At 73.9% G+C, this 15,406-nt stretch carries 11 protein-coding genes and 3 pseudogenes; 8 read left to right on the forward strand and 6 right to left on the reverse strand.

What is annotated here, in order from left to right:
• Window positions 1–253: 253 nt before the first annotated feature.
• Together GV126_RS31400 and GV126_RS31405 are read left to right on the forward strand one after the other, a co-directional pair.
• The gene (locus GV126_RS31400) at window positions 254–1,333 is read left to right on the forward strand and encodes an ABC transporter permease (protein WP_201299904.1); all 1,080 of its coding nucleotides are present in this window, start codon (window positions 254–256) and stop codon (window positions 1,331–1,333) included.
• Between the two features lie 93 nt (window positions 1,334–1,426).
• Window positions 1,427–1,780 carry a DUF1330 domain-containing protein gene (locus tag GV126_RS31405; protein WP_159672965.1) on the forward strand — a complete coding sequence of 118 codons (354 nt, stop codon included), beginning with the start codon at window positions 1,427–1,429 and terminating at the stop codon, window positions 1,778–1,780.
• Between the two features lie 207 nt (window positions 1,781–1,987).
• Here the strand turns inward: GV126_RS31405 and GV126_RS31410 are convergent.
• A pseudogene (locus tag GV126_RS31410) lies at window positions 1,988–2,917 on the reverse strand (LysR family transcriptional regulator); the annotation flags it as partial.
• 181 nt (window positions 2,918–3,098) lie between these two features.
• On the opposite strand from GV126_RS31410, the gene snpA reads away from it, so the two are divergent.
• Entirely contained in the window at window positions 3,099–3,794 is a 696-nt protein-coding gene (gene snpA, locus GV126_RS31415) for a snapalysin (RefSeq protein ID WP_159672969.1), read from the forward strand.
• A gap of 124 nt (window positions 3,795–3,918) precedes the next feature.
• Here the strand turns inward: snpA and GV126_RS31420 are convergent, their stop codons facing one another.
• Window positions 3,919–4,503, reverse strand: coding sequence for a TerD family protein (locus GV126_RS31420; protein WP_159672970.1), 585 nt, complete (start codon window positions 4,501–4,503; stop codon window positions 3,919–3,921).
• A gap of 338 nt (window positions 4,504–4,841) precedes the next feature.
• On the opposite strand from GV126_RS31420, the gene GV126_RS31425 reads away from it, so the two are divergent.
• The 4 genes and pseudogenes from GV126_RS31425 (at window position 4,842) to GV126_RS36895 (ending at window position 9,021) form a co-directional block, all read left to right on the forward strand.
• Window positions 4,842–5,765, forward strand: a complete 924-nt coding sequence (locus GV126_RS31425) for a serine hydrolase (RefSeq protein WP_159672972.1) — start codon at window positions 4,842–4,844, stop codon at window positions 5,763–5,765.
• A 401-nt stretch (window positions 5,766–6,166) separates the two neighbouring features.
• On the forward strand, window positions 6,167–6,664 hold the full coding sequence (locus GV126_RS31430) for a MarR family winged helix-turn-helix transcriptional regulator (RefSeq protein ID WP_236570203.1): 498 nt from the start codon (window positions 6,167–6,169) through the stop codon (window positions 6,662–6,664).
• Window positions 6,665–6,729: 65 nt separating this feature from the next.
• A pseudogene (locus tag GV126_RS31435) lies at window positions 6,730–8,382 on the forward strand (MFS transporter); the annotation flags it as partial.
• Between the two features lie 150 nt (window positions 8,383–8,532).
• Window positions 8,533–9,021, forward strand: a complete 489-nt coding sequence (locus GV126_RS36895) for a carboxypeptidase-like regulatory domain-containing protein (protein WP_236570317.1) — start codon at window positions 8,533–8,535, stop codon at window positions 9,019–9,021.
• Between the two features lie 96 nt (window positions 9,022–9,117).
• On the opposite strand, the gene GV126_RS31440 is transcribed toward GV126_RS36895, so the two are convergent.
• From GV126_RS31440 to GV126_RS31450, 3 genes are all read right to left on the reverse strand, one after another.
• A complete protein-coding gene (locus tag GV126_RS31440; RefSeq protein ID WP_159674331.1) occupies window positions 9,118–9,333 on the reverse strand; it encodes a hypothetical protein in 216 nt (71 codons plus the stop codon).
• Window positions 9,334–9,398: 65 nt separating this feature from the next.
• Complete coding sequence (locus GV126_RS31445; protein WP_159672975.1) at window positions 9,399–11,726, reverse strand: GH92 family glycosyl hydrolase; 2,328 nt, start codon at window positions 11,724–11,726, stop codon at window positions 9,399–9,401.
• A gap of 180 nt (window positions 11,727–11,906) precedes the next feature.
• Window positions 11,907–13,415, reverse strand: coding sequence for an alpha/beta hydrolase (locus tag GV126_RS31450; RefSeq protein ID WP_159672977.1), 1,509 nt, complete (start codon window positions 13,413–13,415; stop codon window positions 11,907–11,909).
• Between the two features lie 97 nt (window positions 13,416–13,512).
• Here GV126_RS31450 and GV126_RS31455 point away from each other — a divergent pair, with 97 nt between their 5' ends.
• Entirely contained in the window at window positions 13,513–14,463 is a 951-nt protein-coding gene (locus GV126_RS31455; protein ID WP_159672979.1) for a MerR family transcriptional regulator, read from the forward strand.
• Between the two features lie 38 nt (window positions 14,464–14,501).
• Here GV126_RS31455 and GV126_RS31460 read toward each other — a convergent pair.
• Window positions 14,502–15,005: pseudogene (locus GV126_RS31460) on the reverse strand (hypothetical protein); the annotation flags it as partial.
• Window positions 15,006–15,406: the final 401 nt, after the last annotated feature.

Consider the following 15,406-nt stretch of genomic DNA (forward strand, 5'->3'; position numbering starts at 1 on the left):
GTTCCGGGTACGTGCATGGGGTGGTGCGCCTCTCTGAGAACTGGTGCCCGGGATCGCCGGACCGCCCCATGGTCCGGCATCGCCGAAGCAAGCGGCAAATCGCCTCCATTCGTCCGCCCCCGCACGCGGGCCTACCGCAAAAAGTCCGCCGCCGCCCGTTCGCGGCCGGGAATTCTCCGGACCCCTCCCGAGGGGCACCACCAGGGAGTTTCGGTTGGGGGGAGATCCCGGAGGATGATCTAGCGTGGGTCTTATGTCCGATTCGCCGCAAGGGAAGCAGGTGCCGCACGGGGAGCACGGCCGCCCGCCGACCCCGGCCGAGCGCTGGGACGCCTTCCGGAAGTCGCCCTTCCTGCCCGCGACCGTGCTGGTGCTGATCCTCGCGGCGGCGGCCGGACTCTTCGCCGGCTCCTACACGTACGCCATGGCGAACCCCACCCCGCACACCATCCCCACCGCCGTCGTCGGCGCCTACGACCGGCAGCAGCCCCGCCGCTTCATCGCCGGCATGGAGAAGGCGCTGGCCGCCTCCCTGAAGCTGCACCCCTACGACAGCCTCGGCACGGCCGAGACCGCGGTGGACGACCAGAGGATCTTCGCCGTGCTCCACGTCCCGCCGTCGGGGGACAGGGTGCGGCTGTACGTCTCCGGAGCCTCCGGCGCCACCGTCGCCCAGGTGCTGGAGCAGGCGGCGGAGCAGGTCGGACCGGCCGTCGGCGTGCCCGTGACCATCCGCGACCTCAAGCCGCTGCAGCGCGGCGACCCGCGCGGGCTGGCGATCTTCTACATCTCGCTCGCGGCCGTGATCATCGGATTCGTCGGCGCGATCCAGCTCAGCGTGCACGCCCGGGCCCTGAACCCGGCCGAACGCATCGCCTTCATCCTCGCCTACGCCCTGCTCGGCGGCTTCGTGATCGTGGCGGTGGTGGACTGGTGGCTGGACGCACTCCATCTGCCGTTCGTCGAGTCGTGGCTGATCCTGGCCCTGACGATGGTCACCTCCGGCATGGTCTTCACGATGTTCAACACCCTCTTCGGGCGCTGGGCCATGCTGCCCACCTGGGGCCTGATGGTGCTGCTGGGCAACCCGTCCTCCGGCGGCGCCGTCTCCTGGCCGCTGCTGCCCTCCGTGCTCGGCACCATCGGCCGCTGGCTGCCGCCCGGCGCCTCGGTCAACGCCCAGCACACGGCCGTGTACTTCCCGGGCCACCAGCACGCCTTCCCGTTCCTGGTCCTGGCCGCCTGGACGGTCGTGTCCACCGCCGTCTTCTGGACCTGGCGGCACCGCCCCCCCGGCGGCCGCCAGGCCGCCCCGGCCCCCGCCGCGTCCTGACGCCGCCATGACCTGACAGGTCATCGATCCCGGCGCACCCGGTGTGCCAGGATCACGGGCGAGGCCAGCCCCGCCGACCGGAAGGACGTCGTCATGCCCGCCTACGCCATAGCCCACCTGCGACCGGCCGCCCCGCACCCGGAGATCGCGGAGTACATCGAGCGCATCACCGCCACCTTCCGCCCCTACGGCGGACGCTTCCTCGTGCACGGCTCCCAGCACGAGGTGATGGAGGGCAGCTGGCCCGGACACGTCGTGCTGATCGCCTTCCCCGGCATGGCCGAGGCGCGCGCCTGGTGGGACTCGCCCGCCTACCGGGAGATCGCGCCGCTGCGTTCACGGCACATCGAGGGCGACATCGTCCTGGTCCCGGGCGTCCCCGCGGACTACGACCCGGCCACCACCGCCCAGGCGATGCGGGAAGCCCTGGCCGCCGAGGGCTCCTGACCCCGCCCGGGCGCCCACCGCCGCCGGCCCGGCGGGCACGGCCTCGGGGCCGGTCGCCCGTGCCGGGCCGTCCCCTTTGACCGGCCCGACACGGGAGACGGGCCCACCCTGCGCCGGGCCGGCTTCCCTCGCGGGGTCGGCTTCCCTCGCCGGGTCCGGCCCCCTTGCCGGGGCGGCTTCCTCCGCCGTAGTGGCGGCCTTCCGTGCCGGGCGCCGGTCGTTCAGCCACTGCTGGTAGACGGGCGCCTGACGCGCCGCCTCCCAGTAAGCCTCCTCCAACGCGCGGTAGGCGCCGTCGAGTTCCCTCTCGGTGCGGGCCGCGAGCAGCAGCCGTACCCCGATCGGGTCGCCCCGCAGCGGCCGGGTGACGAGATCGGGGCGCGGGTGCGCGGTGGGCTGGCTGATCGTGACCACCTCGCCGATGGCGGCCAGGGAGTAGGCGGTCAGGTAGTCGCCGTGCAGCATGTCGGGCTCCAGGCCCGCCGCCCGCAGCACCCGGCACAGCGCGTCCCATTCGCCGTCGACCGTGGAGTCCACCATCCAGCGCTCGCCGGCCAGGTCGGTGAGCCGTACCTCGCGGTGCGCCGCGGCCGGGTGGTCCGCGGCGAGCGTGACGAACTGCGGCTCGCGTTGCAGCAGCACCCGCAGGCACAGGCCGGGCGGGACGCGCAGCGCACTGCCCTCGACCTCGTGCACGAACGCCAGGTCGAGCCGGCCCGCGGCGACCATGCGCAGCAGGGAGTTGGCGGAGACGTCCATCTGGAGCGTGGGTTCGCTGCCCGGCGCCGACGTCCGCAGCCGCCGCATCCAGCCCGGGATGGCCCGGCTCGCGGTGGCGCCGATGCGCAGGCGGGGACCGGCCGCGGCCCGTGCGGCCGCCGCCCGGGTCTCGGCGACGATCGCGGCGAACTCGGTGACGAGCGGCCGGGCGCGGCTGAGGACGGCGTGCCCCAGTGGTGTGGGCCGGCAGCCGGTGCGCGAGCGGACGAACAGCGGCGCCCCCAGCAGGTGCTCGATGCGCCGCAGCTGCGCGCTCAACGACGGCTGGGCCAGGCCCAGTTCGCGAGCCGCCCGGTGCAGACTGCCGGTGTCGGCGATCGCGCACAGCACCCGCAGGTGTCTGACCTCCAGCTCCATGGGGGGAGGGTAGGCGGCGCCGCGGCGGTGCACCAGATGGTCATCTGCCCCTTGAGCCACGCCGGTTGACAGGTGATAGCACGGCGCTGTCCCCAAGTGCCATCATCCGCAGGGGCGTTGGCCTGCTCCAGACTCGTGCCTGACCGATCGTTCCACCCCACAGAACGAGTAGGAGCCCCCCATGCAGTCCTCCCGCACCGGCGCGAAATCCGCGAAGTCCACCAGGAGACTCCTCGCCCTCGCGCTCGGCCTCGGTCTGGCATCCGCCGCGCTCGGCACCGCGAGCCCGGCGAGCGCCCATCCGGCCGGCCCCGCCGCGACCCGCGCCGCCTACGCCCCGCAGGCGGGCACCGGCGAGAGCGCCGTCGGCAACAAGGCGTTCTTCGACGCCGTACTGAAGTCCGTCGCCGAGAAGCAGGCCGCCCACCCGAACCTGAAGACGGTCACCGTCTACTACAACGCCTCCCAGGCGCCGAGCTTCCGCTCGCAGATATCGAGCGCCGCCTCCATCTGGAACAGCTCCGTGTCCAACGTCAAGCTCCAGGCCACCTCCGGTGGCGGGGACTTCGCCTACTACGAGGGCAGCGACCCGCGCGGCTCGTACGCGTCGACCGACGGCCACGGCAGCGGCTACATCTTCCTCGACTACGCGCAGAACCAGCAGTACGACTCGATCCGCGTCGTCGCCCACGAGACCGGGCACGTCCTCGGCCTGCCCGACCACTACAGCGGCCCGTGCAGCGAACTGATGTCGGGCGGCGGCCCCGGCCCGTCCTGCACCAACCGCTACCCGAACGCCACCGAGCGGGCCCGCGTGAACCAGCTGTGGGCGTACGGCCTGGCCAAGGCCCTGGAGAAGGTGAACCACGTGCGCTGATCCGGCCGCCCGCGCCCCGCCCGTCCCCGGTTTGGAGCGCGGCCGGGGACGCGGTGGGAGCACCGTGGCGCCGGGGTCCGTGACCCGGACGGACCGGCGCCACGGTGACCGTGACCGCGGTGGATCACTTGCTGACGGCGAACCGCATCAGAGCGTGCTCGTCGCCCTGCTTGATCTTCCCCGTCACGTTGATCACTTCCAGCTTCCAGGTGTCACCGACCCGCACCGCCTTGGCCACGGCGCAGCCGTTGTCCTGGGAGAGCAGGCTCGGCCAGATGTCGGCGACCTGCTGGGAGCTGCCCCCGGTCGCGTCGTACACCTTGAAGCTGATGTTGCGGGCCTTCTGGAAGGAGCTGCCCTTCTTGAAGGCGGCGGCGACGAACACGATCGAGGTGATCTGGGGCGGTATCCGGGCGAACTCGACCGTCACGGTCTCGTCGTCGCCGTCACCGCGGCCCGTCTGGTTGTCGCCGCTGTGCACCAGCGAGCCGTTGCCCATCGGGTCCAGTGAGTCGAGGCCGGCCAGCCGCACCGGATCCGAGCCCTGCATGGCGATCGCGATGAGGTCGAGGTCCGTGCCGGCCTTCCGGCGGAGCATGCCCATCACCCCGCCGCTGGCCCCGCCGGTGGGGTCCCAGGAGACTCCGATGGACAGATGCGTGACACCGTCCAGGTCCGCGGGGCCGTCTTCCTTCGTCAGCGTAATCATGCCTTGTTCATCCTCTGGTGATGGGACTCCGACAGGCAAAGTCTGCCTGCACCAGGGGAGTTCCGCACCACTGATCCGCAGCTCGCCGTTTCGTCCCCGTAAGGGGGCTTATGGAGACGGGGAGTTGGGCGGGTGCCTCGCCCCGGGTGGCGGCGCACCCGGGCGGGCCGAGTGTCGGCACCGGGCCGTGAGGGTGGCTCCTCCGGCCGTGTTGCTCTTCTCACATTCCTGCGCAAAAGCCGCATTCAGTGACGGGCACCACGTCGCGCGGCGCGCGATGTGGCTACGTTCGCTCTCCAGTGCCCTGTGACGTCCTTCCCCGTGAGGCCCGCTTGCCCATGTCCCCTTCGTGCTCCCCCGTGACCGTCCGGTCCGCGACCCGGCGCCCCGCCCGCCGCGCCGCCGCCTGCGCCGGCGTGCTGCTGGCCTCCGTGACCACCCTCGTCTCCCTCGGCGCGCTGCACGCGCCCCCGGCGGCCGCCGCCACGGACACCCCTGCGGCCGCCGAGGCGCACACCCCCGAGGCCGCCTCCCCGGCCGCCCCGGGGGCGCAGCCGCACAGCGGCGCCGCACGGGTCGCCGCCGCCGTCCTCGATCTCGACGGCACCGACCCGGAGCCCGTCGTCCGCGGCGACGACACCCCCTACGACACCGCCAGCATCGTCAAGCTCGACATCCTCGCGGCGCTGCTGCTGCAGGCCCAGGACGCCGGGCGCCACCTCACCGCGCAGGAACGCGCCCTGGCGGCGCCCATGATCCAGCACAGCGACAACGCCGCCGCGAACACCCTGTGGCGGGAGATCGGCCTGGCCCCGGGCCTGGAGGCGGCGAACAAGCGGCTGGGCCTGACCGCGACGAAGGGCGGCCCCGGCGGCAAGTGGGGACTCACCCGCACCACGGCCTCCGACCAGATCCGGCTGCTGCGCGCCGTCTTCGACGACGGCCTGACGCCGCAGAGCGGCACCGCCGCGCTGACCGAGGCCTCCCGCGGCTACATCCGCACCCTGATGAGCCGGGTCGCCGCCGACCAGTCCTGGGGCGTCTCGGCGGCGTCGGGCTCCGGGGCGGCGCTGAAGAACGGCTGGCTGCAGCGCAACACCACCGACCTGTGGGACGTCAACAGCGTCGGACGCATCACCGCGGGCGGCCACCGCTACCTGGTCGCGGTCCTCTCCGACGGCAGCGCCACGATGGGCCAGGGCGTCTCCCTGGTGGAGAAGACGGCGAAGGCGGCCGTCGCCTCGGCGGCCGCCCGCGCTTGATCGGCGGCCTCGCGCCTGACCGGCGGCCGTCCCCTCGGCATCCTGCCGCGTCTGAGGTTGTCGCTCAGATGGCGCCCTGGGGCTGACCGGCGGCTGTCGCTCCGATGGCCTCCTGCGTCTGAACGGGACCGGTTGCTTCGGCGGCCACTCGCACCTGAACGGGACCGGTTGCTTCGGCGCCTCCCGCACCTGAACGGGACCGGTTGCTTCAGCGCCTCCCGCACCTGACCGGCGGCCGTCGCCTCGGCGGCCTCCTCGGGCCGACCGGTCCGACCGGTGCGGCCGGCGGACTGCCCCGGCGCGGACGGTCCGCTTCCGTTCTTCGGGACCACCGACCCGGGCCGTTCTTCTTACCGAGTTTTTATAGGACACCTATATAGGCGGCGTGATACTTGAGGGGTGTGGACCACACCCACCACGGCGCCGAGCCGCACGAGACCGCGCGGGCGCTCGCCGAGACGGCTTCCGCGGTGATCAGGGCCGTCACCGACCGGCGGAGCATGAGTTTCACCGCCTCCGCCACACTGGCCCGGCTGGAGCGCGAGGGCCCGCTCCGGCTGACCGCGCTCGCCGCGGCGGAAGGCGTCACCCAGCCGTCGATGACCCAACTGGTGCAACGCCTGGAACGCCAGGGTCTGGCGTGCCGCGTGGCCGACCCCGGCGACGGACGGGTGACCCTGGTCGCCGTCACCGACGCGGGCCGCGCCGAACTCGCCGAACGCAGACGGCTGCGCGAGGCTCGCCTCGCCGACCTGCTGGCCACCCTCCCCGCCGACGACCAGCAGGCCTTGGCTCAGGCGCTGCGGACCGCCTGGCCCCTGGTGAGACGGATGCTCGAAGCCGACCCGGGGCCGTCCTCCGGCCGGGCCCCGCGCGATGAGACGGGGAGCACGCGATGACCGCCGAGGAGACCGCTCGCACACCCGGCACCACCGATCCCGCGCGGCCGGGCCGCACCGGGTGGATGGGTGCGGACCACCCCCGCTACAAGTGGGTGGCGCTGACCAACACGACCGTGGGCATGCTGCTCGCCACCATCAACAGCTCCATCGTGCTGATCTCGCTGCCCGGCATCTTCACCGGCATCCGCCTGGACCCGTTGCAGCCGGCCAACGTCAGCTACCTGCTGTGGATGCTGATGGGCTACATGCTCGTCACCGCGGTCCTGGTGGTCGCGCTGGGCCGGCTCGGCGACATGATGGGCCGGGTGAGGATCTACAACGCCGGCTTCCTGGTCTTCACCCTCACCTCGGTGATCCTCTCCCTCGATCCCTTCGACGGCGGCGCGGGCGCGCTGTGGCTGATCGGCTGGCGCATCGTGCAGGCCGTGGGCGGGTCGATGCTGATGGCCAACTCCGCGGCCATCCTCACCGACGCCTTCCCCGCCCGGCAGCGCGGCATGGCCCTGGGCGTGAACATGGTCTCCGGCATCGCCGGGTCCTTCCTCGGCCTGGTGCTCGGCGGGCTGCTCGTCACCTGGAACTGGCGCTCGGTGTTCTGGGTCAATGTGCCCATCGGTGTGATCGGCACCGTGTGGGCGTACAAGTCCCTGCGCGAGACGGGGGTGCGCAGGCCCGGGCGGATGGACTGGTGGGGCAACATCACCTTCGCCCTCGGCCTGACCGTGCTGCTCGCGGGGATCACCTACGGCATCCAGCCCTACGGCGGCCACACCATGGGCTGGACCAACCCCTGGGTGCTGGCCGGACTGGTCGGCGGGGCGGTGCTCCTCGCCGTCTTCTGCCTGGTGGAGACGAAGGTCGCCGAGCCGATGTTCCCGCTGCGCCTGTTCCGCAACGCGGCCTTCGCCGGCGGCAACGCGGCCACCCTGCTCGGGGCCGTCGCCCGCGGCGGACTGCAGTTCATGCTGATCATCTGGCTGCAGGGCATCTGGCTGCCGCTGCACGGCTACGACTACGAGGACACCCCGCTGTGGGCCGGCATCTACATGCTGCCGCTGACGATCGGGTTCCTGCTGGCGGGGCCCGTCTCCGGCGTGCTGTCCGACCGGGTCGGCGCGCGGCTGTTCGCCGCCTGCGGGTTCGTCGTCATGGCCGCGTCGTTCGCCGGGCTGCTGGTCCTGCCCAGCGACTTCGGCTACGGGGTCTTCGCCGTGCTGATCCTCCTCAACGGCCTGGGCGGAGGACTGTTCGCCGCCCCCAACACCTCGATCATCATGTCGAGCGTCCCGGCCGACGCCCGGGGCGCCGCCTCCGGCATGCGCGCCACCTTCCAGAACGCCGGCATGGTGCTGTCCATGGGGGTGTTCTTCTCCCTGATGGTGGCCGGCCTGTCCAGGACCCTGCCCGAGACGCTCAGCTCGGGCCTGACCGCCCAGGGCGTGCCCGCGCCGGCCGCGCACACGGTGGCGGGGCTGCCGCCGGTCGGGGCGCTGTTCGCCGCCTTCCTCGGCTACAACCCGATCCAGCACCTGCTGGGGCCGGACATCCTCGGCCGGCTGTCGCCGGCCGCCGCCGGGCACCTGACCGGGCGGGAGTTCTTCCCCCACCTGATCTCGCAGCCGTTCCACGACGGGCTGGTCGTGGTCTTCTCCCTCGCCATCGCCATGTCGCTGGCCGCCGCGGCCGCCTCCCTGGTGCGCGGACGCACCACGGCGGGCGCCGCCGTCTCGGTGCCGGCGGTGGCGGCCACCACGCGGCCGCAGCCGTCCCCCCCCCCGTCCGCGGCACCGGCCGAGACCTGCGACCCCGGCGGCGCCCGCCCGGCGCCCGCGTACGCCGCGCCCGCGCGGGTGCTGCGCGGCCGGGTGTGCGGCCCGGCCGGCGCACCGCTCGCGGGCGCCACGCTCACCCTGGTCGACCGGTACGGCCGGCAGAAGGGCCTGGCCCGTGCCGGAGCGGACGGGGTGTACGAGCTGGCCGCGCCCGACCACGACGCCTGCACCCTCGTCGTGTCGGCCGACGGCCACCGGCCGCGCGCCGTGCAGGTCGCCGCCGGGAGCGGGCCGGCGCCGGTGGACGTCACACTGGCGGGCGCCGGCGGTGTCCGCGGCACCGTGCGCCACCCGCACACCGGCCGTCCCGTCCCCGACGCCCTGGTCACGCTGCTGGACCCGCACGGGCAGGTGGTGGCCTCGACCACCACCGCCGCGGACGGCGGCTACACCCTGCGGGACATCGCCCCGGGCGCCTACACCCTCGTCGCCGGCGGCTACCCGCCCGTCGCCTCCGGCGTCACCCTGGGCCCGGGCGGCACCCACCGGCTGGACCTGGACCTCGGGCACCGCCCCGGCTGACGGCGTACAGCGGGCACCCCACAGACAGCACAAACGGCCCGGACGGCCCGGGCAGTACCCACGGCCCGGACGGGAAGGGACGGCCCCGGAGCGCGGCTATCCCGTCTGCTTGTGCAGCACCCGGGAGGCCGCCTCGTGCTCGGCCGCCGGCGGGGACAGCTCGCTGAGCGTGTCGAGATCGGTGTCCTGTCGCAGCTCCGTCTCCCACGCGTCGGCCAGCCGTTCCTGCTCGGCGCGCGGCAGCCGCTGGATGCGTTCCCGGTCGTGCGGGGGAAGGGCGGCCAGGAACCGTTCGACGGTGTCGATGGGCATCTTCGCCTCCTCGGTCACACGTGATGACTCCTGACGGGTACCCTCCCCCGCGGGATGGCCCGGGGTCAGTTCAACGCCGGCGGCGCGGCCTGCGCGGCGGTTCCCCACCGCGACGGCTCGGTGCCGACGGTGAACGCCAGCGACCGCATCCGGCGCAGATCGTCCGTGGTGAGGTACGTGCGACCGTACGCGGAGCCGTCGACGCGCGCCGACTGGATGTAGCGGCGGGCGTCCGAGGTGCCGGGCGCGGTGATCGTCAGCGAGCCGCGCGGGTAGTAGCGGCGGTCGAGGGTGAGGTCGACCCGGTCGAAGACGGGGGTGGACAGCCCCCAGGTGGCGTAGCCGGGCTGCACCGGGAAGACACCGATCGACGACAGCACGTTCCAGGCGGACATCGTGCCCAGGTCGTCGTTGCCGGTCATGCCGGTCGGGGTGTCCGTGAACAGGGTCAGCGCGGCGTGCACCACGTCGGTGGTCTTCCACGGCTGCCCGGTGGACAGATACGTGTACGGGGCGATCAGATCCGGTTCGTTCTGCGGGTTGTACTTGTCCGCGTTGTAGTAGGCGTACGGGCCGTTCACCCACACCTCGCGGGCCGTCTTCGCCGGGTCCTTCACCAGCTGGTCGTAGGCGAAGAAGGAGTCCAGGCGGCTGTTGGCCGCCTGCTCGCCGCCGATCAGGGAGATCATGCCCGGCAGGTCCTGCGGGACGAGCCACTGGTACTGCCAGGCCGTGCCCTCGTGGAAGCCCTCGCTCTGCGCCGGGTCGGCGGGTCCGGTGAAGGCGCCGGAGGCGTCCCGCGCCCGGAAGAAGCCGGTGGAGGAGTCGAAGATCCTGCGGTAGTTCTGCGCGCGGGCGGCGTAGCGCGCCGCGTCCGCGTCATGGCCCAGGCCGCGCGCCATCTCGGCGAGCATGGCGTCCGACAGGGCGTACTCCAGGGTCGCCGAGGCGCCGTGGTCGTAGTCGGAGTCGCCGGGCTTGGCGTGCGGGCGGCCCTTGATGTACGGGGCGAAGCCGTTCGCGAGGTACTCCTTGTTCGCCTCGCGGCCCACCGCCGGGGAGTCGGCGGGCGGCACCCCGTCGGCGTTCTTCTTCAGGGCGCGGTACGCCCGCTCCTCCCAGCCCTTGAGCAGGCCCTGCTGGTAGGCGTTGGTCAGGAACGGGGTGACCGGGTCGCCGGTCATGATGTTCGTCTCGACCGTGCCGTAGCCCCACTTGGGCAGCCAGCCGCTCTCCTCGTCGATCTTGATGACCGAGATGGCCATGTCCCGGGCCTCGCGCGGCGCGAGCAGGGACAGCAGCTGGGTCTGGGTGCGGTAGGTGTCCCACAGCGACCAGTTCTGGTAGTACGTGAAGCCCTGCGCGCGGTGGATCTTCCGGTCCCAGCCGGTGTAGCGGCCGTCGGCGTCGCTGCCGATGTTGGGGGCGAGGAACGAGCGGTACAGGGAGGAGTAGAAGGTGCGGCGCAGGGTGTCGCCGCCGCCCTGCACGCGGACGTCGTCGAGCCGGTCCTCCCAGGCCCGCCGTGCGGCGTCGCGCACCGCGTCGAAGGAACGGCCGCCCTCCGCGCGGAGGTTCACCGCCGCGCCGTGCGCGTCCACGTAGGACAGGGCCGTCGTCGCCTCGACGGTGCGGTCCTCGGTGGTGTCGAAGCGGAGGTAGGCGCCGCCCGTGCCGGTCTTCGCGCCCGCGGTGACCGTGGAGCCGTTCCAGGTGCCGTAGGCGGTGAACGGCCGGTCGAAGCGGGTGATCGTGTAGACGGTGTACGGCTCGGTGTCCTGGCAGAAGCCGCGGCCGGTGATCGCGGTGCGCACGGTGCGGTTGTCGAGCACCTCGACCTTCGTGGACACCGTCCGGTGCAGCGACTGGGCCGCGTTCAGCAGCACGTTGGCCTTGTCGGTGGCGGGAAACGTGTAGCGCTGCACACCCGTGCGGGCGGTCGCGGTCAGCTCGGCCTCGATGCCGCTGTCCAGCCCGACCTTGTAGTAGCCCGGGCTCGCCTGCTCGTGGTCGTGGCTGAACCCGGCCGCGTATGTGGCGTAGTCGGTCTCCGTGACGTCGCCTGTGGTCGGCAGCACGGGCAGATCGCCGCCCAGTCCGCAGCCGACACCGGAGAGGTGCACGAGGGAGAAGCCGCGGATGTGGTCCTGGGTGTAGTCGTACCCGGTGTTGTGCCCGGTGTCCGGGGAGAACTGGACCATGCCGAACGGCACGGCCGCGCCCGGGTAGGTGTTGCCTTCGTTCTCGGTGCCGATGAACGGGTTGACCAGATCGGTGAGCCGGCCGGCACCGGAAGCGGCCGCGTGGGCGGTGGGTGCGGTGAGAGCGGCGCCGAGCAGGGCGGCGGCGGCGACGGCCGTCCCCGCACCCCGTATGCGCTGGGTCCATCTCATGGGCGTCAGCCCCTCCCCGAGGAGAGATGTGAACGGTGTGGACAACGTTGTCAGAGGGTCGGGCGCGCTCATTCTTCGTGTTGTACGTGTACTCGTCAAGAGTGGGCGCAGGGGGCGGAGTTCGCGGCTGCGGACACCCCACGGGCCGCGCCGCCCGTACCCGGGCGGCGCGGCGGGGGCTCAGTCCCGGCCGGTCAGGGGCGTCAGCACCGAGCGCATCGCCTGCCGTACGGCCGCGCGCGAGGCGTCGGTCGGGTCCCGGGTCTCGAAGCCGTGGTGGCCGTGCGGCACGTCGACCACCTCCACACGCGCCCCGCAGTCCTTCGCCGCGGCCAGGAACTCCTCCACCGTGGCGGCGATCTCGGGCATCTCCAGCCCCACCCGGGTGAGGACGACGGGCAGGGCACCGGCGTCGGCCACCGCCCGCGCCGGGTGGAAACGGCTGTCCGCCAGCCCCCAGTTGGGCAGCGGCGCGAGGACCGGGTAGCTGGCCGCCAGGCACCGCAGCCAGCCCGGGGGAGCGGCCAGCCAGTCGGCCGCGAGCAGGCCGCCGCCGGAGAAGAACCACAGCGCCACCCGGTCGGCGTCCACCCGCGGGTGGGCCCGCACCACGTCCAGCGCGGCGGCCACGTCCGCGGCGGCGCGCTCGTAGTCGCCCAGCCCGTGCAGGCGGTGATCGACGGTCACGCCCACCACATCCTGCTCGGCCGCGTAGCGGGCGTAGCCCGTGAACAGCGGCCACTCCCGCGGGGTGGGCCGGGCGTCGGCGGGCACCGGCCCGCCGTGCACGAACACCACCGCGGGCCGCGGCCCCTCGGCGGCGGGCAGATACAGATCGACGTTCTCCTCGCGCACGCGCGGCAGTTCGGGCACCTCCAGCGGGAACGGGCCTGTGTGCGCGGCCGGTTCGTCCTCACCTGGCGGCTGGAGCCGGTGCCCCTCGCCGGCCGCCGCGCGCAGCAGCACCTGTGCCAGTTCGACGGGCCGGGAGAGCATCGGCCAGTGCCCGGTGGCCAGTTCGAAGAACGTCACCCGAGGGTCGGCCAGGACCCGCCGGGCCGGATCCCCGAAGCGCACCAGCATCTCGATCTGCTCGATGCTCGTGCCGTTGCCCGTGCACAGCACGCCCGTGGTGGGCACCGCCGCCACCGCCCCGGTCAGCCGCAACGGCTGCAGGAGGGTGCCCAGCGGCTGCGGCGCAGCCAGCGCGGTCAGCCGGTCCAGCGCCGCCCCGGGCACCTCCGCGGTGCTGCCCCAGCGCTGCCACCCCGCCCGGTCCGGGGGCGGCAGCACACCGTCGCCGCGCGCGCCCTCGGCGAGCCGGGCGCGCAGCGCCTGGTCCGGCACCGCGGCCAGCGCCGGCACGCCGTCCTGCGGCAACGCCGCGTCCAGGTACACGATCCGGGCGATGCGCTCCGCGCGGCGGTCGGCGGCACCCACCACCGGATGGATGCCGTAGTCGTGCCCCACCAGCACGATGTCCCCGCCGTCGGCCGCGTCGATCACCGCTACCACGTCCGCGATGTGCCGCTCCAGGTCGACACCGGCCCCGGTGCCGCCCGGCGGCCCGTCGAGCCCGGTCAGGGCCGCGGTGTGCACCCGCGCCCCCGCCGCGGCCAGGGCGGCCGCGGTCTCCTGCCACACATGTGTGCCGGTGAACGCGCCCGCCACCAGGATGAACGAGGTCATGGTCCCCTCCTTGAAACAACGTCGTCGTGCGCGGACCGGCCCGCTCGCCCGGCCCCGCTCGCCGCTACGGTAGGAACTCCCCCAGAGGGAGGTTCAAGTGAGCGCATCCGACGACGGCCTGCTCGGCATCGGCGAGTTGGCGCGCCGGGCGGACGTCACCGTCAAGCCCGTCCGCTTCTCCCCCGCCCCCGGCCTGCGGCCGGGGGCCGCGCGCAGCCCCGGCGGCCACCGCCGGTACGGTCCCGAGGCCCTGGACCGGCTGCGTCTGATCCGCTCCCTGCGCACCCTGGACCTGCCGCTGCCCGCGGTGCGGCGCGTCCTGGCCGACGAGGACGGTGCGGCGGCCGGAGTGCTGGAGGACGCCCTCGCCGGGCAACTGCGCGCACTCGGCTCCCGGCTCACGGCGTTGCGCTGGCGCGAGGCGGCGCTGCGGCTGGTGGCCGAGAGCCCGCCCGGGCAGCGCGCCGAGCGGCTGCGCCTGGTCGGCGCGATGAGCACACCGCCCAGCACGGAGCCGCTGGCCCGGTTCTGGCGGGCCTGGCTGCCGCCGCGCATGCCGGCCCGCTCCACCGCCGCGTTCCTGGACGCCACGGTGGTGCGGCCGCCCGAGGAACCCGCGCCGGCCCAGGTGCTCGCCTTCGCCCGGCTGCACGCCCTGACCACGGGCCCGTGCCCGGCCACCGGACGGCCCCAGCCCCAGGTGCACCGGGCCGCGGGCGCGCGCGGCGCGGCCGTGCTGTACGCCGGGCTGGCCGAGGCCTACGAGCGGGCGGGCGCCCCCCTGCGCCGGGGGCGGCGCCCGCACCCGGGCGAGGCCCTCGACTGCTTCGTGGCCGCGTACGCGACCGCCTACGGCGTCCAGGACACCCCGCGGTTCCGCCGTGGGCTGTCCCGGCAGCTCGCGGCCGAGCCGCGCCTGGACCGGTACTGGGAGCTGGTGGCCGAGGTCACCACCCCGCCCGGCGGCCGTCCGGAACCCACCCCCGGAACCGCCCACGACTGGCTGCTCGCCGCCCTGCGGGCCCAACAGGCGGACGCGGACGGCTGAGCCCGGGCGGTCCGGCCCGAGTGCCGCCCGCAGGACACCTACCGCGCGGCCCCGCCGGGCTCCGGGCGCCGGCCGCGCGCGAAGAACGCGGCCGGCTCGGCATCGAGCGGCGGCGCGTCGTAGGGCACGCCGGCCTCGCGCAGCGAGCGCGTGGCGAGGGCGTGGCGAGCGCGTGGCGAGGGCGCGGGGAGCGCGTGGCGAGGGCGCGGGGAGCGCGTGGCGACGCCGCGGGCGGCGACGCTCATCCGGGCCGCGACCGGGGAGGTGTCCGGGGGGCCGCCCTCCCCGAGGAACCGGTAGCCGCCCTCCCGGAGGAACCGGCAGAACTCGTCGATGATCCCGGCGTCGCCGCCGCCGTGGGTGCCGTCGGCGTCCGGGACGCGGTAGGCGATGCCGCCGTCGGCGCGGCAGCCGGTCGGGCCGGTGTTCCGGACCTTGACCACGGCACCGGGGCCGTCACCGAAGTTCTCCAGGCGGCCCTCGGTGCCGAGCACGGTGTGGTTGCGCCAGGAGTCCGGGGTGAAGTGGCACTGCTGGTGGGCGAGAAGTCGAGCGTGCACTGCGCGAGGCGGTGTCCGGCACCGTGGAGAGGGCCGCGGGCGAAGCGGACGCGGCGCGGGCGAGCGGCGGGGACGGCACCCGCGTGACCGTGCGTTTCCCCGACGGCACCACTCCGCACGCCTGCACGCCTGACAGGTCCGGTGACCGGCGGCGGGCCGCGTCGGCGCCCGTTCGGGCTACGGCAATTGGGCGTCACCCATCAGTGGCACCTAGCGTCACGGGTGAGTGACTTCTCGTTGCTACCGCCGGAGGTGGAATGTGCGCCGTATCTCTTCGCGCAGGGTGCGACCGACCCGAATACGCCCGGGCACGCGAATGGTGCACCCGGGCGCACGGGTGGCCACGGCGGCGGCCGCCGGCCTGGCCGCCGGCTCCCTGGTGC

This window comes from Streptomyces mexicanus (genome assembly GCF_902506575.1).
In the GTDB taxonomy this organism is placed as follows: domain Bacteria; phylum Actinomycetota; class Actinomycetes; order Streptomycetales; family Streptomycetaceae; genus Streptomyces; species Streptomyces mexicanus.